We start from the raw sequence: 22,172 nt of genomic DNA, 5'->3' as shown, positions 1-22,172 counted from the left end.
GGCTCTCAGCCGATCGCCGCCTTCCGCGCCCGCGCCGCCTGCACCTCGGCGTGTGCGGCGTCCAGGTACCCCCAGCCGTCCAGTTCCTTCGTCCTCGTGAAGTCCGCGCCGTCCGCCAGCAGTACATCCAGGAACGCACGGGCGGTGCTGGGGAGGTTCAGGTTGAGGTAGGTGTCGTCCTCGTACCGGACGACCGCCCCGGCGTGCAGCCAGCCGTCCTGCACCCCGTAGCCGTCTCCGCCCCGGAACACCAGCCGCAGCCGGCCGCTCAGGCCCTCCCGGCCCAGGGTGAGCACCTCGGAGCAGCGCTCCGGCCCCTGGGTGTGCCGGTGGGTGACATTCCATCGGTACGTCTCGTGCGCCACGCACAGGCGCCTGCTGTTTCGGCGGGACATGGGTACAGCGTGCCGTACGTGTGCTCGCGGCACCGAATCGTTTTCCAAGTACCGGCCACAGCTGATCACCGGACTCAAACTCGACGACCTGGTAGACACCGGAATCACCAATTCAACCTGAGTCGCCCCGTATTATGGGTGTGTTGTGCATGTTGAGGCAGCGAAACAAGGTCAGCGATGGGGGCATTCGTGACCAGTCTTCCCGAAATTTCCACTGAACTCGCTACTTACTTCGCACTGGCGTCCGGTGCTCTGGGCACCGGCATTGCGTCAACTGCCGCACAGCGCATCACGGACGGGACGATCGACGCGGGTCAAGGATTCTTCCGCAGGCTCTTCCGGATCGGCGGCGAAGATGCCCCGATCACTCCGCCCGAGGACCTCGACGCACAGCGCGCCGATCAACTGCTCGGTGCCCTTTCGGCCGAGGACAGGCGCCGGCTCGCCGTGGCCCTCGTGGCGTGGCGGGCCGAGCATCCGGACGGCCCGCTGGACGCAGCTCGTCTGGTGAAATTGATGACAGACCCGGATTCGGGTGACACGTACAACGTCGCGGCCCACGGCCCGAACTCTGTTGCTGTGGGTTCGGTGGGGGACGGCGCGACCTTCAATGTCGGCGGCAGTCGCCAGAGGGACGAAGAGTGAGCTCCTCCGGCCCGAGTGCGGACAGCAGCCACAAGGTCACCAATGTCAATTCCAGCGGTGACGGCCCGGTCTCGATCGGCACCACCGGCGACAACACCACGATCCACATGGGTGACAAGCGGCCGCCGACGCGCGTCCCATGGCTCACCGCGTCCGCCTGGCTTGTCATGACCGTAACCATCGGCTTCCTGACCTTCGCGGTCGCCCAGTGGCCCGGTGGACCCCGGACCCAGTACGTGTGGTTCTACGTCCTGACGGCTCTCGCCGTGCTGATCTCCGGCGCGGCCGCGCTGTACCCGCGTATCCGAACCGACCAGCCCCGCGACACCGCGGAGCAGGCCGGCGTCACACGGCAGCGCAGGATCGTACGCACCGTCCTCGTCGCAACGGCAGCGCTCTGCCTCGGTGGCGGTGCGCTGGCCTGGGTGGACGTCGACCGCACCGGAGAGGTCGCTGTCGAGCTGTCCATAACGGGCCGGCAGCCCGTGGGCGAAAAGGGCGGCATCGTCATGGTGGCGATGGAGCGGCCGACGCCCGGCGACGTACGCGACAAGCTGCGACTGACGCTGGCGATCAGGGACGAGGATCAGAACGCGCCCACCTGCGTCGGCAAGGTCACGGCGACAATCACCGCCGTCACGCCGGGCGTCACGCCGCACACGTCGGAGGTCCCCGCGCGTTCGACCGTCGACTTCGACCTCGGCGGACGCGTGGGAGCCGTCGAGTTCGCGGTCGCCGTCCGACCGGAGACAGGCTGTTCGATGCGCCTCGCTCAGGCCCGCGGAACGCTGCACGACGGCTGAACTGCTACAAACGGGAGGACCGTTCATGGGCGGCGCACGGCGTCCTTTGTCAATCACGCACACCTGGGTTGCCGTGGCGGCCCTGGCGGGCGCCTTTCTCGCCGGCTGTTCCTCGAAGCCTCCGTCGCTGTTCGACGAGGGGAAGATCGAGGTCGGCAGCAAGAACGACCAGCCGGGCACGAGCTACTCACCCCACGCCGGCGAGTACACCGGGTTCGACGTCACGGTCGCCCGCGAGGTACTCGGCCGGGTGGGAGTGAAGTCCCCGGACTTCGACGGTGTCCTGTCCAAGAACCGGGCCCGCGCCCTGCACGAGGGCGATGTCGAGCTCGTCGCGGCCACCTACTCGATCACGGCGCAGAGGATGAAGCCGCAGTCGGAGGGCGGCGACGGGATCGACTTCGTGGGCCCCTACGTCTCCACCCGGCAGGGCATCCTCGTACGGACTGCGGACGCCGAGCTCTACAGGAGCCACGACGACCTCAACAGCCGGCTCGTCTGTGTCTGGGAGGGCACCACGTCCGCGGAGGAACTGGCGAGACCGGCGTACAGCAAGGTCCGCACCGTCGTCATGACGGACGCGCATGAGTGCGTCACGGCATTGCTGAAGAAGAAGGTCGACGCCGTCTCCACCGACCAGCTGATTCTGTACGGCTTCACGGAAGCCGACGCCAGTCTCACCGTCCCGCCCGGCCTGACGTTCGGCCCGTTCAACGACTACGGCATCGCCATGGCCAAGGGACACCGTGACGACTGCAGGAAACTCCAGCAGGCCCTCATGGAGTACGTGCAGAGCAATGACTGGGACCGGGACTTCGAGGACAACCTGAGCCGTGTCCCCAAGGCCGACCGGAACGAGGCCAGACCGACCGACGACGACATCGAGAGCCTCTCCTGCCGCGACAGTCCAGGAATCGCGAAGGTGGACTGACTTCGAGGATGTGGGCGGCATCGTTCGGGAGTGCGGCCCTCCGACGGGCTGACGCTCCGGCCGATCCCGTCTTGCCGACAGGGTCTGGGACTGCGAATACCACTGGGGCGGGAACACCGCCCAGGTCCAGAACAGCCACGCCAAGAGGTGCCGGCAACAACGGTGCCGCGAAAACCTTCCCCGCGGACGTCGACCGGTTCCAGCTCTGCGAGGAGGGCGGGGCAGGCCCGACGACTGCAGCCCGTGGGTCCACGTGAGGTCCAACGCGAACGGCTGACGCACGGGAGGACACGGGCGTGCCGCCTGCACCGCTCGAACCGGGGTGACCCCATTCACACGTTGAGCGTGTAGCTCACCTCCGTGCGGGCCACGGTGAATCCGGCCCGCTCGTACAGGCCGTTCGCGCCGGCCCGGCTGTCCGCCGCCACCTCGAGGCTCGCCCGGTCGTATCCCTGGTCCCGCGCATGGCTCACGGCGTGGCCGATGAGGGCGCCGGCCACGCCTCGCCGGCGGCACGCGGGGCGGGTTCCGATGCGCAGGAAGTGGGCGTCTCGGATGCCGGTGGCTTTGGTGTCCGCGTCCCAGGAGAAGGTGAGCAGTACGCCGACGGGCTCACCGCCGTGCGCCTCGCGCATCAGGAAGCTGAGGTCGGGGCGGAAGGCCTGCCAGCCGAGCAGTCCGCGCCACTGTTCCAGGGGCATGGGGACGCCGCCGCGGCGTTCGAGGTATGCCTCGTTGCTGACCGCGAAGAACTCGGGGTCGGTGTCGGCAGTGTAGGTGTCGAGGACGAAGCCCTCGGGAGTCGGTATGTCGACGGTGGCGGCTCCGAGGGGGTGACGCATGTGGGAGTACCAGCGCAGGGGTGTCATTCCCGCCGCTCGGTAGCAGGCGAGCGCGCCGTCGTTGCGTGCGTTGTTCTGGACGTCGACGGCGAGTGTCAGAGCCGGGTGGTGGATCGCGTGCAGTGTCCTCGCGCTCGCGATCCCGGTGGCCAGCAGTTCGGAGCCCAGGCCCCGGCGCCGGTAGTCGGGGTGTACGCCGCCACTCAGGGCCACCCGGTGCGTGCCCTCGGCGAGCGGCTTGTGCGCCGCGGAGGAGTAACCGACCATGACGTCGCCGTCGAAGACGCCGACGGTGCCGCGCTCGAGGTCGAGGAGGGGGGCGTTGATCTGGTCGGCGGCGTCCTCCACCGAGTAGTACTCGCCGAACACGTCCACGACCTCGATCGCGTTGAGCAGATCGGCCAGGGTGGCCGCGTCCGTCGCGGCGATCGGGCGACGGGTGAGACCCGTGAGGTCAGAAGGCATGGGCCGAGACTAGGCAACAGGGGCGGTGTTTTCACCTCGATATCCGCACACCTCAGACCTTCGCGATGACGCCGAACTGCGGTGCCGCGCTGTCGTAGGGCGATCCGGTCAGGTCACCGAGAACATCGACGTCGCCGAAGCCGGCCTCGTTCAGCTCGGTGGCCAGGTCCTCCGGGGCGAAGTAGCGCACCCAGTTGCAGAAGACTCTCGTCCGACCGGCTTCGAAGATCTCGTACTTGTCCAGCGACACGTACTCCTCCTCGTACCGGTAGGTGTTGTGGAACCCGAAGTACGGCTGGTCGGACCAGAAGCCGTCCATGAGCGCCGGCGCGTAGCTCGCCTCCTCCCGCACGCGGGCGAACGCGGACGCCGCGTCGACGTCGAAGACGAATGCGCCGCCGGGGTCGAGGTGCTCGCGGACCGTGCGCAGGACTGCGTGCCGATCGTGCGGGGTGAGTGCGCAGTAGTCGCGCATGACCATGATGATCAGGTCGTAGCGGGTGGTGTCCCGGTAGGAGAGGTAGTCCCGGCGCAGATACCGGACGGACAGATCCTCGGCGCGGGCCAGTGACATGGCATGGTCGAGCGAGCGGGAGGAGATGTCCAGTCCGGTCACGGACGCGCCCGTACGGGCGAGACGCGTGGTGTAGAGACCGGGTCCGCATCCGAAGTCGGCGACACGCCGCCCCGCACGGACGTCGAAGCAGTCGATGATCCAGGTCACGACCCGCTCCAGGTATTCCGCCCGGTAGGAGGAGAGATCCACGTCGGGGTCGAGGTGAGCGGCGAGCATGCGTTCGGAGATATGGGGATCCGTCCACAGGTCCGGGGTCGTCACCTTCGCGTAGAGGGCGGGACGGGCGTTGAGCGCCGAGAGTTCTTCGAACATGGGCCGCTTCCGTGAGCTGCGTACGGGATCGAGTCAGCGGTGTCGCGCTGCCCGGACCATGATCGCGTTCCGGGATCCGCGTGTGCACGCGGTTATCGCTCGAGGAGTTCGGCGAGCACGGTGCCGGTCGCCCGGTCGGCCGGCAAGAACGCCTCCAGCCGCAGTTCGGCGATGGTCACGTCGGTGGCGGTGCCGAAGTGGGTGAGCGTGGTGATCAGCGTCAGCTCCCTGCCGTCGGCCGGATCCGGTGTCCGCAGGCGCAGCGGTACGGCGAAGCCGAGGTGGTGCGGTGACCCGCGCGGACGCGGTGGTGCCAGGTCCGTGAGTTCGGAGGCCAGGTCTTGGAGCCGGTCGTCCGGATTGCGTGCGCACTCGGCCTCGATGCTGTCGATGAGGTGCCACGCCCACTCGTCGAGGTTGAGGATGCGTGGCGCGAGGCCCCGCGGATGCAGCAGCATCCGGGGAACGCTCACCGGCGGTGCGAGCAGATGCGGGGCGACGCCGGCGGTGAGGGCGTGGAAGGCGGCGTTGGCGGAGACGAGGTCACCGTGGCGGTCGACGACCACCGCCGGGTACGGCAGGTGGCCGTGCAGGATCCGCTCGAGGGCGGTGCGGATCGGCTCCAGTTGCGGGTCGTCCAGTCGGGTCTGCGGGTAGACCGGTGCGAATCCGGCCGCGAGGAGCAGTTCGTTGCGCTCGCGGATCGGCACCTCCAGGGATTCCGCCAGCCGGATGATCATTGATCGGCCGGGGATCGACCGGCCGCTCTCGATGAAGCTGACGTGGCGCTGAGTGGTCCCGGCACGCACGGCCAGCTCCAGCTGGCTGACGCGCCGCCGGGTACGCCACACCCGCAGGGCTCCGGCGAGCCCGCCTCCGGTCGATTCGGTGATCACCCCTCCTGTGTAACCGCTCGGCCGCTGATCCGCGATTCCCTACGAGGAATTGCCGCGCGACGGCCGGTGGACGCACGGTCGTAACCACACCGACCACTCTCGACCGGGGGGACAACCATGCCTGACACTGACATCCACGACCTCACCGACCGCTACGTCGCCCTGTGGAACGAACCCGACGCGGAGCGCCGCCGCACCACGATTCGCGAGCTGTGGTCCGACGATGCGGTCCATGTGCTGCAGCCTCCCCAGGAGATCCTGCAGTCCGCCGAAGGGCTGGGATTCGACCGTCTCGTCCTGGAGGCACGCGGGCACCGCGCACTGGAGTTCCGGGTGACGCGCGCCTACGAGGAGTTCGTCGCGCCGGGTACGTTCGCCTTCCGGTCGCGCGGCAACGCGGACAGGCTCCACGACATCGTCAAGTTCGGCTGGGAGATGACACACCGGGACGGTGGTGAGGTCGCCGCCGTCGGGCTGGAGATCCTCGTGCTCGGCCCCGACGGCCGCATCGTCGGCGACTACCAGTTCATCGAGGGGTGACCGGGATGCTCCCTTCGACGGTACGCAGCTACCACGTCGGCAGCGGCGGCGGGATCGACGGCCTGTCGCTGCGTACGCACGAACCACGCTCGCCCAAGGAGGGGGAGGTCGTGGTCGCGGTCCACGCCGCCTCGCTCGGCTTCCGCGAACTTCTCGTGCTGCGGGGACAGTACGTGCTGCCCGTCAAGCCGGACGTCATACCGGTCTCGGACGGCGCCGGCGAGGTCGTCGCCGTCGGACCGGGCGTCCGGCGGGTGCGCCCGGGCGACCGCGTCACCGCCACGCTGTTCCCGCGGTGGCTGGACGGCCCGCTGGAACCGGCGTACCTGCCACAGCTGGGTGGCTCGCTCGACGGAATGCTGACCGAGCTGGCCGTCCTCCCCGAGGACGCCCTCGTGCCCGTCCCCGGTCATCTCTCCTACGCCGAGGCGGCGACGCTGCCCTGCGCCGCCGTCACGGCGTGGAACGCGCTGACCGGCGACGGTCGCGGAATCCGGCGTGGACAGACCGTGCTGGTCACCGGCTCCGGCGGCGTGTCGCTGTTCGCGGTGCAGTTCGCCAAGCTCCTGGGCGCGAACGTGATCGCCACGACCGGCCGCGCGAGCAAGGAACAGCGCCTTCGCGATCTGGGAGCCGACGACGTCATCAACTACCGGGACATCCCGGACTGGCACACCGCCGCCCGTGAGCTCACGGCCGGGCGGGGAGTCGATCGCGTCGTCGACACCGCCGGGGCGCTGGAGGAGTCGCTGAAGTCCGTCGCCGTCGACGGGCATGTCGCCTTTGTGGGGTCCGTATCAGGTGCTTGGCCGACCGTCGACTCCCGTCTGCTCTTCGGGGTCGCCGCTACGGTCCGTGCGCTGGCCGTGGGCAGTCGTGCCCAGTTCCTCTCGATGAACGACGCCATCACCGCGCATCGGCTCAGGCCGGTCGTCGACCGGGTGTTCCCGTTCGAGGAAGCTATGGCGGCGTACCGGTACTACGAATCGGCCGGCCCGTTCGGAAAGGTGATCATCAAGGTCAGGTAGCGAGCGTGGCCGGGGAACTCCCGTACGCGTTCGATCATGGCAAGCTGGTTGATCGACCGGAGGAGCGCCCCGGCGTCCACGGGTCGGGATCGCTCCCCCGGCGAGTGCTCCGCCCGCCCGCGACCTCAGTCAGGTTGCCGGCGGCGGTCCAGCACCTCGAAGTGAGCCGATCGCTCGTCGAAGCCGGAGAGCACGGCCCGGGCAGCCGCCGGTACGTGCGCCAGTTCGTAGTCCTCGCCCATGAAGGCCCGCACTGAGGCCAGGGCGTCGAACCACATCAGGGTCACGAACTCGACGTCGTCCTCCCGATCACGCCGGATCAAGTCGATCGACTGGAACCCCGGGATGCGCCGGGCCTCGATTCCGGGAATGACCTCCCCCCGGACCACGCGCTCGTACGCGTCGGCATTTTCCCTCGTGGTCCAGCCACGCCACAGACGACAAATCATGAGCCGACCCTAGTGCTGTTCCGCGGACGTTGGTGGAGGGGTGTTGATCAGGTGGCCTTGAGCGGGGTCCAGCGGACGTGCCGGCGCGGGTGCGCGGCCGGCCGCGTCTTGGTGTGCTCGGCGGTGCGGGAGAAGCCGTTGTCGAGCACGACGTGGATGTCCTCAGGGTCCGCTTTCGCGCAGGATTCGCCTACGTGGCGGCCGAGTTGCCCGGCGGGAGGTCTGCCGCTGTGCCGACTGCGCTTCACCGGCGTGCCGCACACCTGGGGCTTCGCCCTCTATCTGGCCGGCGACGACAGCTACCGGGAGAACATCCTGCCCAGCGGACTGCCGGTCGGCTCCCCGGAGAAAGCCCTCGACTGCGCTGGCGACCTCTACCTCGGCGCTCTCGCGCCGGCCATCCGGGTGCCGGCAGGACTCGTCGTCCTCGTCGGCCCGCCAGCCTCGGGCAAGACCAGCTTCGTTCGGGCACTGATCGCGCGCCGGCAGATCGACGCGGAAGCCGTGGTGTCCAGCGACGAGATCCGCGCCGACCTTTTCGGCACCACACCCGCGGAAGCGGAATCCGACGCCGCGGACGCACGGATCTTCGAGGAACGCGACCGCAGGATCATCACCCGGCTCGCCGCCGGACAAACAGCGGTCGCCGAGTCAACGAACGTCACGCCGCAGGCCCGCACACGACTCGTCGCCATCGCCACGCGCTTCGACGCCCCGGTGACCATGCTGCGATTCGACCCGGACGTCACCGACCTCCTCCACCAGTGCACCGAGCGAGGCCGCACCGACCTCACCGCCGCCGACGTCCGCGCCTACGCCGCCGTCATGACCCGGGACGCCGGTACCGACCAACTCCGCTCCGAGGGCGCAGCCACCGTCCACGACTTCCCCGGACGCCGCCAAGCGACCACACCCGCCGAAGCCGCCGCGCACTTCTCCTTCGCCTGACACATCCGACGTGTCGCGACCTGCCTGCCGGCACCCCTCCACATCGGGCGAGTCCGCCTCCGGCGGCGATCCGCGACAGGGCTGATGGTCTACGCGTCCACCCACAGGCACGAGGAGCCGGACCACCAGCCTCGCGTAATCGCGAACGCGTGCCGCGTATTTGGTCCGTAGACCCCGTCTGCCGTGGTTCCGGCCGCGGATTGAGCCCTCTTCAGTGCGTTGTATGTATTGGTGCCGAAGTTTCCGTCAACTGCAAGCTGGGCGCCGAAACACTTGTTCAGTTCGGTCTGGAGGTTCCGGACGGCACTGCTGACGTTGCCCTTCACCATGTTGCAGCTCAGGTTCTGCGTGCCGCCCGAATTGTATGAAGGGATCTTGATCGGGCCTACGGCGCCGGTCCACGCGTCGCCGACACCGTTGCAGGTCGGGGTGGCGGCCAATGCCTGTGATCCGGCAATCGAGAACGTCCCGAGGATTGCCGCGACAACCCCGGCTACGGCAAGAGAGCGTCGCACGAAGCGCTTCCCTTTCCGCGTGCGACGGTCAGCCGGGCTCCGATACCCGAAGTCTCCTCGCATTTCGATGGCCTCCCCACTGGTCTACGGAAAAGATCGGCCTGCCGCCGATTCTGTCCCGTCGGTCATCGTCCTGCGAGAAATTTCCATCGGAGTTTGAATCCGCAGGTCGGCACAGCACCAGCACGCGGCGAAGGCCCCGACTCGAGTGAGTTCGGGGCTGCGGGGTAGCACGGGGGACTACTGCTGCACAGTGCCGTTCAGCGCTTCGGCGATCCGCGGAGCGAGGCGCTTGCTGTCGTCGCGCGCCTTGCCCGCGGTGGGGAGGCTGATCGCCCAGTCGTCGCCCGTGACAGATATGCCGCCCAACGACTTCGTGAGGTCGATCCAGTCGTCCAGGGCTTCGGAGTCGGGGAAGATGTTGATGAGCGTCTCGCCGGAAGCAGGGGTGTCCTGGTCGGTCACGGTGACGGTGAAGATGGAGGCGTCGGTGAGGACGCTCTCCTTGTTCCTCACCTTCGGCTCGGAGACCTTGAGTCCCGCAGCTGTCAGGGTGTCGGCGATGTCCTGCGCCTCCTTGGACGAGGGCAGGGCCGCAGCGCTGGGTGTGGATTCGGCGGCTGTGGCCGACGGCGTGGCCGTGGCTTCGTCGTCGCCGCCGGCCCCGCAGGCGGTGAGGGCGGCGAGCAGGGCAACGCCGACAACGGTGGTACGGATGCGCATGGTGCTCCAGGGATGTGCGGCTCGTTCGAGGCATCCTGCCAGGCCCTTTCTCATAGTCGGAGAGGAGGGTTCCCGTCGCGCCTTGCTCGCCCATGCCGGCGGGGCCGGCTCCTGAAACGCGCCGGTGGGCTGCCAGAGACAGACCGATGCCCGTGGAGCGAGGAACGCCGGACGGTAGAACCCACCCGGGAGCCGGTCCGCCCCGGGCGGCGCCGGCGAACTTGCGGGTCCCCGACCCTGTAAGCGATCCGGCACGTCAGCGACTCAACCGCAGCGTCCACTCCGGAACGGTAACTCGTTCACCCATAGACGAGGTTGACTCGGTTCACGCGCTCTGATGTGATTGACTCATCAACACCGGTCAATCACCTGGGGTTTTCATGCGTATGTCCCGAGCAACCGCGATCACCGCCCTGGTCACCGCTCCCGTGCTCCTCCTCGCCACTCCCGCCCTCGCGGCCGCCGCCCCGCCGGCGACTTCCGCCGCGTCCACCGCGGCCGGCGACCCCGACGACGTGGGTGAACTCGCCTTCGAAATCGCCGTGATCCTGGCCGACCCCGACAGTGGTCGCGCGGTCAAGGAGGCGGCCGGCGAGGCTCTCGACGCGGGCACGGTCGAAGCCATGCGGTACTTCCTGGACGTCCAGTACCCGATCGCCCAGTTCGAGGACGACCGGGTCGCGATCGCCCGGATCCTGGCCGACCCCGACAGCGGACGCGGGGTCAAGCGGGAGGCCGGCGAGGCTCTTGACGCGGGCACGGCCGAGGCCGCGCGGGCCTTCCTGGAGACGGGCTACCGTCTGGCCCAGGCGGAGGACGACCGGGTCACGATCTCCCGGATGCTCACGGACCCGGACCTCAGCCCCGAACTGCGCGCGGCGATCAACGACTTGCTCGACGACGGGACGCCGGAAGAGCTCCGGGAGTTCCTGGAGCACGGCCAGTACGAGGTGTGATTCCGGGCCCTGCTTCGCCGACGAGACCGTCGAGCCGCCGCGGGGCTCCGGGCATACGCGTGCGCCACCGGCGACGTGCCGGGTGTGCAGGCGTATGCACGGTCGGCAGGGGCAAGCCGGCCGCTCGGTTCCCGTCAGACGGGGTTGCCGAAACGGTCGGCCGGCCTGGTGGCTCAGGGGCTGATCCATGACGTGGCGCCGGCGGGAGAGCTGGTGCGGCGCATCGTCCGTGAGGCGCGGGACGTGATCGGGCGGATGGGCCGGGTCAGCGGGTCAGGAGGTCCTGGATCGCCGCGGTGATCTCGTCCGGGGCCTCCTCCGCCATGAAGTGGCGCGCCCGGGTCAGGCGGTGGTCCAGGTCGGGGGCCCAGGGCTTCCAGACCGCTGCGGCGTCGTAGCCCAGTTGGGCACCCCAGTCCTGCTGGATCACCGTCACGGGCATCGTCAGCCGCGTTCCGGCGTCCAGGTCCGCCTGGTCGTGGTCGATGTCGATGCCCGCCGAGGCCCGGTAGTCGGCGACGATCGAGGGCACCGCGGCCGCGCTCGCCCGGAGGTATTCGGCCCGGATCTCGGGCGGCAGCGCCCGCGGGTCGTTCGCCCAGGCGTCGAGGAAGGAGCCGAAGAAGGTGTCCGCGCTCGCCGCGATCATCGTCTCCGGGAGGCCGGGGGGCTGGGCCATCAGGTACAGGTGGTAGGCGACCGCCGCCGAGACGCCGTGCAGGACGTTCCACATGTCGAGCGTCGGGACGACGTCGAGGATGCCCAGGTGCGTGACGGTCCGCGGGTGGTCCAGTCCCGCGCGGAAGGCGACCAGGGCGCCGCGGTCGTGGCCGATCAGGGCGAAGCGGTCGTGGCCGAGGGCCGCGGTCAGGGACACGATGTCGGCGGCCATGGTGCGTTTGGCGTACACGTCGGGGCCGGTGGCCGCCGGCTTGTCGCTGGCTCCGTAACCCCGCAGGTCGGGGCAGACGACGGTGTGGTCGGCGGCGAGCCGGGCGGCGACGTGGCGCCACATCAGGTGGGTCTGCGGGAAGCCGTGCAGCAGTACGACCGGGCTGCCGCTGCCGCCGACGGCCGCGGTCAGCTCCACGCCGTCGGCGCCGGGCAGGCGGACGTGGTCGAAGCCGGGAAAGGCGGAGGTCATGAGGGATGTCCTCTCGGGTAGGGGGACCGACCGGGCCAGCCTGGGCGACGGCGATCAGCAACCGATCAGTACGGTTGGCCGCGGACCGCTCCCGGCACGGAGGATGGGGGCATGCGAATCGAGGTGCTCGGCGCCGTGCGGGCCTTTCACGACGACGGCAGCCCGATCGAGCTCGGCGGGCCCCGCCACCGTGAGGTCCTCGCCCGCCTCGTCGCCGCCGAGGGGCGGATCGTCGCCACCGGCACCCTCGTCGACGACCTGTGGGCCGACCCCCCGGCCCGTGCCGTGGGCGCCGTCCGTACGTTCGTCGCCGCGCTGCGCCGCGCCCTCGAGCCCGACCGCCCGCCCCGTACCCCGCCGCACGTCATCGTCACCGAGGGCGCCGGCTACGCGCTGCGGCTGCCCCGCGAGGACGTGGACGCCCACCGCTTCCAGGACGCCCTGGCCCGGGCCCGGCACAGCCCCGGCACGGTGTCCGGCCTCGGCGCGGCGCTCGCCGCCTGGCACGGCCCCGCCTACGCCGACGTCCCCGACTCCCCCTGGGCCCTGCGCGAGCGGACACGGCTGGAGGAACTGCGCCTCGAGGCGGTGGAGCTGCGCGCCCGCGTCCTCCTTGACGCCGGACAGGACACCGGACTCGTCGCCGAACTCGGCGCCCACACCGACGCGCATCCCGGGCGCGAGCCCGCCTGGGTCCTCCTCGCCCGCGCCCTCCACCGGGCGGGCCGCCGCGCCGACGCCCTGGCCACCCTCCGCCGCGCCCGCACCCTCCTCGCCGACCACCACGGACTCGACCCCGGCGCCGACCTGCAGCGCCTGGAGACCGACATCCTCAACGCGACCCCCACCACCGCCCCGTGGACCGGCCCCCGCCTCGGCCCGCGCACCACCGTCAGCCTGGCCCGCACCCTCGCCCTCGCGGGCGGCGACGCCCTCGTCCGCTCCCGCCACGACCGCCTCGCCGCCGTCCAGGACGCCCAGCGCGCCGACGACCCCGTACTGACCGCCCGTATCATCGCCGCCTACGACGTCCCCGCCCTCTGGACCCGCGCCGACGACCCCGACCAGTCCCGCACCCTCGTCGCCGCCGCCGAACACACCCTCACCACCCTCGGCCCCGAAGCCCCCGCCGACCTGCGAGCCCGCCTCCTGGCCACGATCGCCGTCGAAAGCCGCCCGGCCGACCTCACCCCCACCGAACTCGACCGCGCCCGGCAGGCCGCCCTCGAGGCCGAGGCACTCGCCCGCGACCTGGCCGACCCCGCACTGCTCGCCTTCGCCCTCAACGGCGTGTTCCTGCACGCCTTCACCCGCCCCGGCCTCGCCCCGGCCCGCGACCGCATCGGCGCCGAGATCCTCGACCTGGCCACCCGCCACGACCTCGACGACTACGCCGTCCTCGCCCACCTCATCCGCCTGCAGTCCGCCTCCGCCCTCGGCGACCTCGACGCGGCGTCCGCCCACGCCCGCGCCGCCGAAGCGATCGCCGCCACCGCCGAAGCCCCCCTCGTCCCCGTCCTCACCCAGTGGTTCCGCGCCCGCACCACGGCCGCCCGCAGCGCCGAACCCGGCGGACCCACCCCCGCCACCGCCGCATCCCACTACCGAGCCGCCGACAACGCCCTGCGCACAGCCGGCATGCCCGGCCTGCACCGCGGCCTCCTCCCCCTCGCCCTCCTGGGCCTGCGCCTCCTCCACGACCGCCCGGCGCCCACCGACCCCCACCTCGACTGGGGCCCGTACCGCCCCTGGGCCCAGCCCCACATCCTCCTCGCCCAGGGCCGGGACACCCAGGCCCGCACCGCCCTCGAGGCAGCGCCCGAGCCCCCGCCCGACCACATGCAGGAAGCCCTGTGGTGCCTGACCGCCCACGCCGCCGCGCGCCTCGACCGGCCCGCCCTCACCGCACGCGCCGCGGCAGCCCTGCACGGCGCCCGCGCGGAACACGCGGGCGCCGCGAGCGGGATGCTCACGCTGGGACCGGTGGCCCGGTATCTGAACTGACGTCAGCCGCAGTCGTTTCCGTTGATCTTCAGTGAACGGGTCCGGTCGTTCAGGTTGTAACCGCGCAGATCGTGGATCGAGCCCCCGCTGCGGGTGACGCACACCCAGCGGCCGGCGTAGTTGCGCTTCTCGTAGACACGGGCGGTGCGGTCGGAGTTGTTGCGGATGGAGCAGCCGCGGTCGCGGATCTCGGCGGGCAGGTCCTTCACGCCGCCGTCGGAGGCGCGGCGTACCCATGGCTGGCCGCCGAAGGAGATCTCCGGGTAAATACACACGTAACCCGGCGGGCACTCGATCTCGGCGGCGGACCGGACCGGGCCGGTCCCGCCGACGGCGACGGCCGGGGCGGCCGGCGAGAGGACTGTCAAAGCGGCGACGACCGCGACACGCATCATCTTTTGATCATGACATTCCGGGTACGCGCCACCCGTACGTGCCACGCACGGGTTCACCCCGGCGGACCAGCGCGTCCCGCGTCAGGCGGCGTATCGGCCGAGCTGCCGGTCGCAGGCCTCCCGGGCCGGGGCCGGGAGCAGGTCGTACATGGCGGTGAAGAGGCGGTGCAGCGCGGCGCCGTGGCGGTCGGCGAGGTCGGCGTTGTGTGCCAGGACGTCGAGTTCGTTGGCCACGGTGATCGCGGCGAAGGCGCGGAGATCGCGGTCCGGCGGGGTGTGCTCGCGGCCGGTGAAGCGGTCGCGGAAGAGGACCGGGCGGTCGGTGGCCAGCCTCGGGTAGACGGCCGTGCGGTCGCAGCCGCCGTACAGGTGGACGAGCACCTCGGCCCGGTCGCCGATCGTCGCGGCGAGCAGTGCGCGCTCGTCGGTGCCCATCAGGGCGTGGTCGAATCCGTCGGTCCCGTACATCGCGTGGCAGAGTCCGGCGGCCTGTACGTCCTCGTCCGCGCCCCACTCGGCCAGCAGGCGTGCGACGCGGTTCAGGTGTTCCAGGAGCGTGCCGCCGGGGTGCGGCATCCCGGCGGCGCCCCGGGCGCGCAGGAGGTCGTTGCCGGGCGCTTGCATCATCGGGTCGCACCTCCGAGGGGATCCCCGTCATGATCAAGTGGGATCGGTGTCCGCGTCAACCGCCGGGTCCTCTCAGCAGCGGACCGACCGACGCGATACCCGCCGCGATCTGCCGCTCGCCGATGTCGCCGAAGCCCAGGACGAGTTGCGCCGGTTCGCCGAGCCCCGAAGCGCGGTGGCCGCTCATGCCGTACAGGCCCACCGACCGCTCCAGCGCCGCCGTACGCACGTTCTCCTCGTCGGCACCGGCAGGCAGATGAACGACGGCGTGAAAGCCGGCGGCAAGACCGGTCAGCGGTACGCCGGGGGCGTGTTCGGCGAGGGCGGTGAGCAGTGTGGCCCGGCGGGCGGCGTAGACGGCGCGTACCCGGCGCAGATGGCGGTCGAAGCGTCCCGATTCGATGAGGTGGGCGAGGGCGAGCTGATCGAGGGTGGGTGTGCCGTGGTCGCTGCGGTGTTTGCGTTCGGCGATCGGGTCGGCCAGTCGGGGCGGGCAGACGATCCAGCCGATGCGCAGGGCGGGGGCGAGGGATTTGCTGACGGTGCCCAGGGAGATCACCCGGTCCGGGGCCAGGCCCTGGAGGGCTCCGACGGGTTCACGGTCGTAGCGGAACTCGGCGTCGTAGTCGTCCTCGATGACGATCGCGTCGTGTGCGCGCGCCCACTCCAGCAGGGCGAGGCGGCGCCGCGGGGCGAGGGCGACTCCGGTGGGCCACTGGTGGGCGGGCGTGAGGACGACGGCCCGGGCGGGGGTCGCGGTCAGCGCGCGGACGTCGATGCCCTGTGTGTCGACGGGTACGGGGACCGCGCGCATCCCCGACGCGGCGGCCGCGGCGGTGACGGCGGCGGGTGAGCCGGGGTCCTCGAACGCCACCGTGCGCACGCCCGCGGCGGCGAGTGCGTCCAGGGCCAGGTGCAGGCCCTGGGCGTAGCCGTTGCAGACGACGATGTGCCGGGGGTCGGCCGCGGCGGCACGTACCCGGCGCAGGTAGCCGGCCAGGACCTCGCGCAGGGCGGCGCTGCCGCGCGGGTCGCCGTAGCCGAAGCCGGCGGTGGGTACGGTACGGGCCGCCTCGCGCAACGCCCACAGCCAGTCGGCCACAGGGAAGGACTTCAGGTCCGGCACCCCGGTGCGGAAGTCGGCCGCCGGGAGTGGCGGGGCGGACGGCGGGTGCGGGGTGCCGGGTGGGGTGAGGGCGCCGGCCGCCACCCGGGTCGCCGAGCCGGGGCGGGTGATCAGGTAGCCCTCGGCGGCCAATTGGGCGTAGCACTCCTGGACCAGGCCGCGGGAGACGCCGAGGGTACGGGCCAGTTCCCGGGAGGACGGGAGGCGTTCGCCCACCCGCAGGCGGCCGGTGCGGATCGCGTCGCGCAGGGCCTGCTGGAGCTGGGCGTTCAGCGGGCGGTCGCCGGCCCGGTCGAGGGCCAGAAGTAGTTCGGGCGGCGAACTGGACCACTGCGGCGGCATGGAAGTGGAGCTTACCCGCGGTCCGGTAGGCGGCTTAGCGTCGCCGTATGACTACGACCCAAGACTCCGGGCCCGCCACCGTGGCCGCCCGACCGGCCCTGGTGACGCAGGCGTTGGCGCTGCGTCTGGTGTCCGTGTTCGGCGCCTCGACGAGCTTCTATCTGCTGCTGTCCGTGGTGCCGCACTACGCCTCCGCGCAGGGCCGCGGGGGCGGGGGTGCGGCCGGGCTGGCCACCGGTGCGCTGATGCTGGCGACGGTGGCGGGCGAGGTCGGCACGCCGGCGCTGATCAGGCGGTGGGGGCATCGGGCCGTGCTGTGCGCGGGGCTGGTCCTGATGGGGCTGCCGGCGCTGGCGCTGGGCTTCTCGCGGGGGCTGGGGTGGATCGTGGTGGTGTGTGCGCTGCGGGGGCTGGGGTTCGCGTTCACGCTGGTCGCGGGTGGGGCGCTGACGGCTCATCTGATTCCGGCCGAGCGGCGCGGCGAGGGGCTGGCGGTCGTGGGGCTGGTCACCGGGGTGCCCTCGCTGCTGGCGCTGCCGCTGGGGGTGTGGCTGGCCGGGCAGGTGGGGTACGGGGTGGTGTTCGCCGCCGGTGGGGTGGCGGCGCTCGCGGTGATCCCGACCCTGTGGGGGCTGCCGGGACGCGTCGGCGCCGAGGGGCGCGCCATCGATCTGCCGGAGGCGTTCCGTACGGGTGGGCTGCTGCGGCCCGCGGTGGTGTTCGCGGTGACCGCGCTGGCGGCCGGGATCGTCGTGACGTTCCTGCCGCTCGCGGTGCCCGCCTCGGCGACGGGGCTGGTGGCGGCGGCGCTGTTCGTCCAGCCTGCGGCGGCTACGGCGGCGCGCTGGCTGGCTGGACGGTACGGGGACCGGCACGGGTCCGGCGGGCTGGTGCTGCCGGGGCTGCTGCTGTCGGCGGCCGGGACGGTGCTGATGGCGCTCACCGGCAGCGCGGTGTGGGTGATCGTCGCGGTGGGCGTGTTCGGCGCCGGCTTCGGCATCGCGCAGAACGCCACGCTCACGCTGATGTACGCACGGGTGTCGCCCGCCGGGTACGGCACGGTCGGCGCGCTGTGGAACTTCGCGTACGACGCGGGCATGGGGGCGGGCGCCCTCGCCTTCGGCCGGCTCGCCGGGGGCACCGGATATCCGTGGGCGTTCGCGCTGACGGGCGTCGCCATGCTGGGTGCGCTGCTCCCCGCGCTGCGTGATCGGCGGGTGCGGGCAGATCAATCGTAATGAATGCCCTGCGGCAGCATCAAACCCCTGATTCACACCATCAGGTGGCATACGCGATCAAGAACGCCATATCTCACCGGATGTGCGCTTCACTCGCTTCGACATGATCTTCCGCTCCACCCAGGAGAAGCACATGCCCTCCCGCACACGCCGGATGCTCGCCGTCTGCACCACCCTGCTCGCTCTCGCCGCGTACCCGGCCGTCGCGAGCACCGCCGCGGCCGCCCCGCCTTCGCCGGCCTCCGTCCCGCAACGCGCCCAGATCGGGCTGCCACCCATCGGCGCGGAGATCCCCATGTCGATGTTCGCCGTCAACTCCCCGATGCGGATCGGGGCCGACCTGGTGTCCGTCGACTTCCGGGGCGGCATCAGGCAGCGCGTCGAGGTGAACCCGGAGGACCCCTTCAGGAGCGTCCGGCTGCGCACCGTCGGCTTCCGCGTCACGGCGGAGATTTCCGACGAGGCCGGAACGGTGACCATCGAGCAGAACGACATCGACGTCGAGGCCTCGAGCAAGCTGACGCTGACGCAGCAGTTCCCGCCGCGGTACGAGCACGTGATCTCGGTCCCGGTCACCGTCACCATCGATCGGCCCGACGGGGACCCGCTCGTGCTGACCGCCACCAAACCGATGGTCATGGTCGCCGACATCAGGCAGTTCCCGCCCCGCGGGGACCAGTACCGCCTGCGGGAGCCGGTCGACTTCGCCGCCCCGGACGACCCGGAGAAGACCGAGGCCACCCTGGAGCAGTTCCCCGCCCGGGTAGGCGGACTGTAGGCAGCGGGCGAGACGCCGGAGGGGTACGCGCCCCTCCGGCGTCGAGCGGGCTCAGTAGTCGTCGAACTGCACCGACACCCGGTCCGTCGACGACGGCCACGCGGGCACGTTCAGGGTGTCGGGACGGCCGTCGGTGGCGCGGGGCAGAGCCGTGAGGGTGTGGGAACGGCCGGGGGCGGCGGGCAGGTAGAGATCGACCCCGGTGAGGAAGGGCAGGGCGTGGAACGCCGGGAGCGGGGCGGTGAGGTCCGTGACGCCGTCCGAGCCGGCGTCCTGGGCGAAGATGCCGATGGTGCGCTTGGTACGGGGCGCGTCGGCCGCGTTCACGATCTCCTGGCCGTCGACGCGCAGGCTGTCGCCGGCCTCGCCCTGGTCGCCCCACCACTCCTTGTTCCGGGTGATGCTCAGCGCGGTGTGCCGGTCGCTGGTCTCGACCAGGGCGGAGACGCCTTCGCCGGGGTGGCTGGTCAGCAGGCGGATCAGGTGGTCGGAGCGGCGGGACGGGGGGAGGTAGAGGTGGTGGGTCTGCTCCTCGTTCCAGATGAGGGCGAACTCGTAGTGCGCGGTGCCGCTGCCCCGGAACGGTCCCCAGGAGCCGTCGGCGCCGATGTCGTACGCGGCGACGGGGTGGTGGCCCAGGCGCCGGCCGGTGCGCGGGTCGACGCGGAAGATCTCCAGCCGGGCGCCCGCGGCGCCCTCGTTGGACGGGAAGAGCTGCGCGCGGCCGGCGAGGGTGACGCGGGGCTGGGGCTTGATCTCGGTCGTGCGGGGGGCCTTCCCGGTGAAGAAGCCGTAGAACTCGGTGAACGTCTGCGGTGAGGTCACCGTCTGGGTGTGCGACTGGTCGGGGAAGTGGACGTTGCGGGCCCCGCCGACGGTGCGCGCCGGGTCGCCCTCGCCCCATACGGCCAGGGTGGGGACGCCGCCGGGCTGGTCGGCGGAGGTCGAGCCGTCGAGGTTGACGTAGTGCGCCACCCGGGCCGCCCGTTCGGGGGAGCTGCGCAGGTAGGTCTGCATCAGACGGGTGCCCAGGGAGTGGGCGAGGAGGTCGACGCGGTCGGCGCCGGTGCGCTGGAGCAGCCGGGTGATGCGCCCGTCGAGGGCGGCGTAGACGTCGGCCTCGGTGGTGTGCAGGAACTGCGAGTCGTACTCGTGCGTCTCGATCCGGTCGGCCGGATAGCCGTTGGCGGTGAGCCGTTTGGCCTGGGTCGCGAACTGCGCCCCGGAGCCGCTGTAGCCGTGGACGAAGATCACGGGCCGTGGCCCGCCCCCTCGGTCCTTGCCGTACGCCCCTGAGCCCGGCAGTACGGCGGCGCCCAGCAGTACGACGAGCAGCAGCGTCACGATCCGCTTGACCACGTGGCCTCCCGCGTTGATCTCCGTTGTCCCCGCCGGGGCACCATCGCGAGCCGTAGGGCAGCGGGCAAGACGGGGGGCGGATGTCTGTGTCCGCGCCCATCGGGGATTGGGCCGGGGCACATCGCGGGGACGGTGAGCATGCACCCGAAATGATGGTTATTCCTAATGAATATCTGTTAGCTGCCGATATAGGAGGGTGTCCTGATCATCGGGCGGAGCCGTCCGGTGGTCGTGCTGCGAGTATCTGGAGGTATGGCCGCATGGCTGGAGTCGTGCCGGGATCCGGGCGGGAACGAACGGAAAGGAAGTGGCCGCCACCGAGGGCGAGGCGGGCTCTGGTCGGCATGGCCCTCGCCGGGCTGGCCGTGTCGTCGTTGAGTCTTCCCGCCGCCGCGCGGACGCGGGGCGCCTCGGCGGCGGTGGACTGCGTGCCGCAGCCGGGCTACACGGACTGTGTGCGCTTCACGTACTCGGGCGGGGATCAGATGTTCTCCGTGCCGCCGAATGTACGTTCGTTGCATGTGCAGGCCTGGGGAGCGGGTGGAGGCGGGCAGGGCGGTCCCACCCCGGACATCGCGTTCAAGGGCGCCGGTGGCGGCTATACGCAGGGGGACGTGGCGGTCGAGCCCGGTGAACAGCTGACGGTCACTGCCGGGCAGGGTGGACGCTGGGCGTCGCAGGAGGCCACCTACGGGGGCGGGGGTCCCGGTGGAGTCACCGAGGAATTCAACATCTTCGGGAGCGCGAGCGGCGGTGGCATGAGCGCCCTCTGGCGCGGCGACTTCGTTGCGACTCCCCTGGTGATCGCCGGAGGCGGCGGCGGAGCCGGGGCCTACTCAGGACTCAATGTGGACCTGGCCGCCGGGGGCGGCGGAGGGACGTCCGGGACCGAAGGCAGCGCCTCACACGCGGGCAAGGCGGGCACGCAGACGGCAGGCGGGGCCGGGGGCCAGTCGTGCCTGGTACCCCTGGCCGGGGGGCGCGAAACCGGGGCCGCCACCGACATCTCCGCCAGGGTCTCCCCCGGCCCCCCGGCCACCCCCGGCGTTCAGTTCCACGGGGGCAGCGGGCAGACCGACCCCACCGGTCACCCCGGCGGCGGTGGAGGCGGCGGCTTCTTCGGCGGGGGCGGCGGTTCGTGCGACGCCGGCGGCCAGGAGGACGGTGGCGGGGGCGGCGGATCCGGGTTCCTCGCGGAGGGAGTGAGCAGCGGGGTTACGGTTGCGGCGGCGACCTCGAGCGCCGTGCCCAGCCCGTCGGCCGGCGAGGACCGTCCGCTGTACACGGACGGTATCGGCAACGGTGGCGGCTGGCGGGCGAACGGCGGTAACGGCGAGGTCGTCCTCCAGTGGTCCGAGACGGCCGACCTGACGACCACGAAGTCGGCGGACGACACGTCACCGTCCTACGGCGACGAAGTCACGTTCACCGTACGGCTCGAGAACACCGGACCGTCCGACGCACCGGACGCCTTCGTCGTGGACCGGCTCCCCGCAGGCCTCACGTACGTCTCGCACACCGGCCCCGGCACGTACGACCCGCAGACCGGCCGCTGGGAGCCCGGCGGCCTGACCGCGGGTTCCACCGCCGTCCTGAAGATCACCGCACGGGCCAAGGAACTCGGACCGCTGACCAACACCGTCACCGCGTCCGGCTCCGGCCTGCCCGACCCCACACCGTGCGACGCGGGGCACCCCGAGAACTGCGGCGACCCCGTGACCGTCACCGTGGTCCTGCGCAGCCACATCACCGTCAAGAAGATCGACCGGAAGAACCACCGCCCCCTGCCGGGCGCCGTCTTCCAGCTCTGGCGGGAGACCAACGGCATCAAGGGCCTGCAGCGCACGGGAAGTTCCCCCGACACACGGGAGGGCAGCGCCTGCGCCACGAACGGCAAGGGGATCTGCGCCTTCACCCGGCTGGACCTCGGCGTCTACTACCTGGAGGAGACCGACACCCCCGAGGGATACGTGATGCCGAAGAACCCGGTGTCCGGCCCGTACAGGCTCAAGGCGCACAACGCCGCCGAGGGTGTGACCACGGTGCGCGGCAACAACCGGGAAGGCGGCAAGGGCAAGTAAGCCGCCGGCCCGCGGCCGGGTGTGGTTCACCGGGGTGATCGGTGAACCACACC

Annotated in this window: 23 protein-coding genes; 11 read left to right on the top strand and 12 right to left on the bottom strand. The window is 71.2% G+C overall.

Annotation, left to right across the window (positions count from 1 at the left end; translation table 11 throughout):
* Positions 1-5 precede the first annotated feature (5 nt).
* Positions 6-395, bottom strand: coding sequence for a hypothetical protein (locus tag SRB5_RS05555; protein ID WP_153450262.1), 390 nt, complete (start codon positions 393-395; stop codon positions 6-8).
* A gap of 189 nt (positions 396-584) precedes the next feature.
* On the opposite strand from SRB5_RS05555, the gene SRB5_RS05550 reads away from it, so the two are divergent.
* Genes SRB5_RS05550 through SRB5_RS05540 form a run of 3 tightly spaced genes read left to right on the top strand, consistent with a single transcriptional unit; the run spans position 585 to position 2,774 of the window.
* Positions 585-1,040, top strand: a complete 456-nt coding sequence (locus tag SRB5_RS05550; protein ID WP_323377114.1) for a hypothetical protein — start codon at positions 585-587, stop codon at positions 1,038-1,040.
* Positions 1,037-1,843, top strand: coding sequence for a hypothetical protein (locus SRB5_RS05545; protein WP_194292839.1), 807 nt, complete (start codon positions 1,037-1,039; stop codon positions 1,841-1,843). The genes SRB5_RS05550 and SRB5_RS05545 overlap by 4 nt, the downstream gene beginning before the upstream one ends.
* Positions 1,844-1,889: 46 nt before the next feature.
* On the top strand, positions 1,890-2,774 hold the full coding sequence (locus tag SRB5_RS05540) for a transporter substrate-binding domain-containing protein (RefSeq protein ID WP_228389789.1): 885 nt from the start codon (positions 1,890-1,892) through the stop codon (positions 2,772-2,774).
* 332 nt (positions 2,775-3,106) lie between these two features.
* Here the strand turns inward: SRB5_RS05540 and SRB5_RS05535 are convergent, their stop codons facing one another.
* From SRB5_RS05535 to SRB5_RS05525, 3 genes are all read right to left on the bottom strand, one after another.
* On the bottom strand, positions 3,107-4,081 hold the full coding sequence (locus SRB5_RS05535; RefSeq protein ID WP_153450259.1) for a GNAT family N-acetyltransferase: 975 nt from the start codon (positions 4,079-4,081) through the stop codon (positions 3,107-3,109).
* Positions 4,082-4,133: 52 nt separating this feature from the next.
* Positions 4,134-4,970, bottom strand: a complete 837-nt coding sequence (locus SRB5_RS05530) for an SAM-dependent methyltransferase (RefSeq protein ID WP_153450258.1) — start codon at positions 4,968-4,970, stop codon at positions 4,134-4,136.
* A gap of 92 nt (positions 4,971-5,062) precedes the next feature.
* Positions 5,063-5,866 (bottom strand): helix-turn-helix domain-containing protein, encoded by an 804-nt coding sequence (locus tag SRB5_RS05525; RefSeq protein WP_323377113.1) that lies wholly within the window; start codon positions 5,864-5,866, stop codon positions 5,063-5,065.
* A gap of 117 nt (positions 5,867-5,983) precedes the next feature.
* On the opposite strand from SRB5_RS05525, the gene SRB5_RS05520 reads away from it, so the two are divergent.
* On the top strand, positions 5,984-6,406 hold the full coding sequence (locus tag SRB5_RS05520) for a hypothetical protein (protein WP_153450257.1): 423 nt from the start codon (positions 5,984-5,986) through the stop codon (positions 6,404-6,406).
* Between the two features lie 5 nt (positions 6,407-6,411).
* A complete protein-coding gene (locus SRB5_RS05515; protein WP_153450256.1) occupies positions 6,412-7,434 on the top strand; it encodes a zinc-dependent alcohol dehydrogenase family protein in 1,023 nt (340 codons plus the stop codon).
* A 125-nt stretch (positions 7,435-7,559) separates the two neighbouring features.
* Here SRB5_RS05515 and SRB5_RS05510 read toward each other — a convergent pair whose 3' ends face one another.
* On the bottom strand, positions 7,560-7,883 hold the full coding sequence (locus tag SRB5_RS05510; RefSeq protein ID WP_153450255.1) for an antibiotic biosynthesis monooxygenase: 324 nt from the start codon (positions 7,881-7,883) through the stop codon (positions 7,560-7,562).
* Between the two features lie 252 nt (positions 7,884-8,135).
* On the opposite strand from SRB5_RS05510, the gene SRB5_RS05505 reads away from it, so the two are divergent.
* Positions 8,136-8,831, top strand: a complete 696-nt coding sequence (locus tag SRB5_RS05505) for an ATP-binding protein (protein WP_323377111.1) — start codon at positions 8,136-8,138, stop codon at positions 8,829-8,831.
* An 89-nt stretch (positions 8,832-8,920) separates the two neighbouring features.
* Here SRB5_RS05505 and SRB5_RS37405 read toward each other — a convergent pair whose 3' ends face one another.
* Together SRB5_RS37405 and SRB5_RS05495 are read right to left on the bottom strand one after the other, a co-directional pair.
* The gene (locus tag SRB5_RS37405; protein ID WP_323377109.1) at positions 8,921-9,346 is read right to left on the bottom strand and encodes a peptidoglycan-binding domain-containing protein; all 426 of its coding nucleotides are present in this window, start codon (positions 9,344-9,346) and stop codon (positions 8,921-8,923) included.
* A gap of 240 nt (positions 9,347-9,586) precedes the next feature.
* Positions 9,587-10,069 carry a hypothetical protein gene (locus SRB5_RS05495; RefSeq protein WP_153450254.1) on the bottom strand — a complete coding sequence of 161 codons (483 nt, stop codon included), beginning with the start codon at positions 10,067-10,069 and terminating at the stop codon, positions 9,587-9,589.
* A gap of 380 nt (positions 10,070-10,449) precedes the next feature.
* Between SRB5_RS05495 and SRB5_RS05490 the strand changes: the two genes are divergently transcribed.
* Positions 10,450-11,025 carry an ALF repeat-containing protein gene (locus SRB5_RS05490; protein ID WP_153450253.1) on the top strand — a complete coding sequence of 192 codons (576 nt, stop codon included), beginning with the start codon at positions 10,450-10,452 and terminating at the stop codon, positions 11,023-11,025.
* Between the two features lie 265 nt (positions 11,026-11,290).
* Here SRB5_RS05490 and SRB5_RS05485 read toward each other — a convergent pair whose 3' ends face one another.
* Positions 11,291-12,169 (bottom strand): alpha/beta fold hydrolase, encoded by an 879-nt coding sequence (locus SRB5_RS05485; protein ID WP_153450252.1) that lies wholly within the window; start codon positions 12,167-12,169, stop codon positions 11,291-11,293.
* Positions 12,170-12,280: 111 nt separating this feature from the next.
* Between SRB5_RS05485 and SRB5_RS05480 the strand changes: the two genes are divergently transcribed.
* Positions 12,281-14,173, top strand: a complete 1,893-nt coding sequence (locus tag SRB5_RS05480; protein WP_153450251.1) for a BTAD domain-containing putative transcriptional regulator — start codon at positions 12,281-12,283, stop codon at positions 14,171-14,173.
* A gap of 2 nt (positions 14,174-14,175) precedes the next feature.
* Here the strand turns inward: SRB5_RS05480 and SRB5_RS05475 are convergent, their stop codons facing one another.
* The 3 genes from SRB5_RS05475 to pdxR all read right to left on the bottom strand — a co-directional run bounded on the left by SRB5_RS05475 (position 14,176) and on the right by pdxR (position 16,663).
* Positions 14,176-14,568, bottom strand: coding sequence for a peptidase inhibitor family I36 protein (locus SRB5_RS05475; RefSeq protein WP_228389788.1), 393 nt, complete (start codon positions 14,566-14,568; stop codon positions 14,176-14,178).
* An 81-nt stretch (positions 14,569-14,649) separates the two neighbouring features.
* Positions 14,650-15,195: a DUF6817 domain-containing protein gene (locus SRB5_RS05470; protein ID WP_153450250.1), complete on the bottom strand. Its 546-nt coding sequence runs from the start codon at positions 15,193-15,195 to the stop codon at positions 14,650-14,652.
* A 55-nt stretch (positions 15,196-15,250) separates the two neighbouring features.
* Positions 15,251-16,663: a MocR-like pyridoxine biosynthesis transcription factor PdxR gene (pdxR, locus tag SRB5_RS05465; RefSeq protein ID WP_153450249.1), complete on the bottom strand. Its 1,413-nt coding sequence runs from the start codon at positions 16,661-16,663 to the stop codon at positions 15,251-15,253.
* Between the two features lie 47 nt (positions 16,664-16,710).
* Here pdxR and SRB5_RS05460 point away from each other — a divergent pair, with 47 nt between their 5' ends.
* Entirely contained in the window at positions 16,711-17,901 is a 1,191-nt protein-coding gene (locus SRB5_RS05460; RefSeq protein WP_153450248.1) for an MFS transporter, read from the top strand.
* 133 nt (positions 17,902-18,034) lie between these two features.
* Positions 18,035-18,679: a hypothetical protein gene (locus SRB5_RS05455; protein ID WP_153450247.1), complete on the top strand. Its 645-nt coding sequence runs from the start codon at positions 18,035-18,037 to the stop codon at positions 18,677-18,679.
* 51 nt (positions 18,680-18,730) lie between these two features.
* Here the strand turns inward: SRB5_RS05455 and SRB5_RS05450 are convergent, their stop codons facing one another.
* Positions 18,731-20,038 carry a lipase/acyltransferase domain-containing protein gene (locus SRB5_RS05450; protein WP_323377106.1) on the bottom strand — a complete coding sequence of 436 codons (1,308 nt, stop codon included), beginning with the start codon at positions 20,036-20,038 and terminating at the stop codon, positions 18,731-18,733.
* 344 nt (positions 20,039-20,382) lie between these two features.
* On the opposite strand from SRB5_RS05450, the gene SRB5_RS05445 reads away from it, so the two are divergent.
* A complete protein-coding gene (locus SRB5_RS05445; protein ID WP_194292838.1) occupies positions 20,383-22,119 on the top strand; it encodes a SpaA isopeptide-forming pilin-related protein in 1,737 nt (578 codons plus the stop codon).
* Positions 22,120-22,172 lie beyond the last annotated feature (53 nt).

The sequence above is a fragment of the Streptomyces smaragdinus genome (assembly GCF_009604385.1).
Classification (GTDB): domain Bacteria; phylum Actinomycetota; class Actinomycetes; order Streptomycetales; family Streptomycetaceae; genus Streptomyces; species Streptomyces smaragdinus.
This window is presented reverse-complemented; position numbering and strand designations above follow the sequence as displayed.

Excerpts from the sequence above, each read along its gene's own strand:
- SRB5_RS05555 (WP_153450262.1), bottom strand. The coding sequence starts at position 395 with ATGTCCCGCCGAAACAGCAGGCGCCTGTGCGTGGCGCACGAGACGTAC.
- SRB5_RS05535 (WP_153450259.1), bottom strand. The coding sequence starts at position 4,081 with ATGCCTTCTGACCTCACGGGTCTCACCCGTCGCCCGATCGCCGCGACG.
- SRB5_RS05530 (WP_153450258.1), bottom strand. The coding sequence starts at position 4,970 with ATGTTCGAAGAACTCTCGGCGCTCAACGCCCGTCCCGCCCTCTACGCG.
- SRB5_RS05520 (WP_153450257.1), top strand. The coding sequence starts at position 5,984 with ATGCCTGACACTGACATCCACGACCTCACCGACCGCTACGTCGCCCTG.
- SRB5_RS05515 (WP_153450256.1), top strand. The coding sequence starts at position 6,412 with ATGCTCCCTTCGACGGTACGCAGCTACCACGTCGGCAGCGGCGGCGGG.
- SRB5_RS05510 (WP_153450255.1), bottom strand. The coding sequence starts at position 7,883 with ATGATTTGTCGTCTGTGGCGTGGCTGGACCACGAGGGAAAATGCCGAC.
- SRB5_RS05495 (WP_153450254.1), bottom strand. The coding sequence starts at position 10,069 with ATGCGCATCCGTACCACCGTTGTCGGCGTTGCCCTGCTCGCCGCCCTC.
- SRB5_RS05490 (WP_153450253.1), top strand. The coding sequence starts at position 10,450 with ATGCGTATGTCCCGAGCAACCGCGATCACCGCCCTGGTCACCGCTCCC.
- SRB5_RS05485 (WP_153450252.1), bottom strand. The coding sequence starts at position 12,169 with ATGACCTCCGCCTTTCCCGGCTTCGACCACGTCCGCCTGCCCGGCGCC.
- SRB5_RS05480 (WP_153450251.1), top strand. The coding sequence starts at position 12,281 with ATGCGAATCGAGGTGCTCGGCGCCGTGCGGGCCTTTCACGACGACGGC.
- SRB5_RS05475 (WP_228389788.1), bottom strand. The coding sequence starts at position 14,568 with ATGATGCGTGTCGCGGTCGTCGCCGCTTTGACAGTCCTCTCGCCGGCC.
- SRB5_RS05470 (WP_153450250.1), bottom strand. The coding sequence starts at position 15,195 with ATGATGCAAGCGCCCGGCAACGACCTCCTGCGCGCCCGGGGCGCCGCC.
- pdxR (WP_153450249.1), bottom strand. The coding sequence starts at position 16,663 with ATGCCGCCGCAGTGGTCCAGTTCGCCGCCCGAACTACTTCTGGCCCTC.
- SRB5_RS05460 (WP_153450248.1), top strand. The coding sequence starts at position 16,711 with ATGACTACGACCCAAGACTCCGGGCCCGCCACCGTGGCCGCCCGACCG.
- SRB5_RS05455 (WP_153450247.1), top strand. The coding sequence starts at position 18,035 with ATGCCCTCCCGCACACGCCGGATGCTCGCCGTCTGCACCACCCTGCTC.
- SRB5_RS05445 (WP_194292838.1), top strand. The coding sequence starts at position 20,383 with ATGGCCCTCGCCGGGCTGGCCGTGTCGTCGTTGAGTCTTCCCGCCGCC.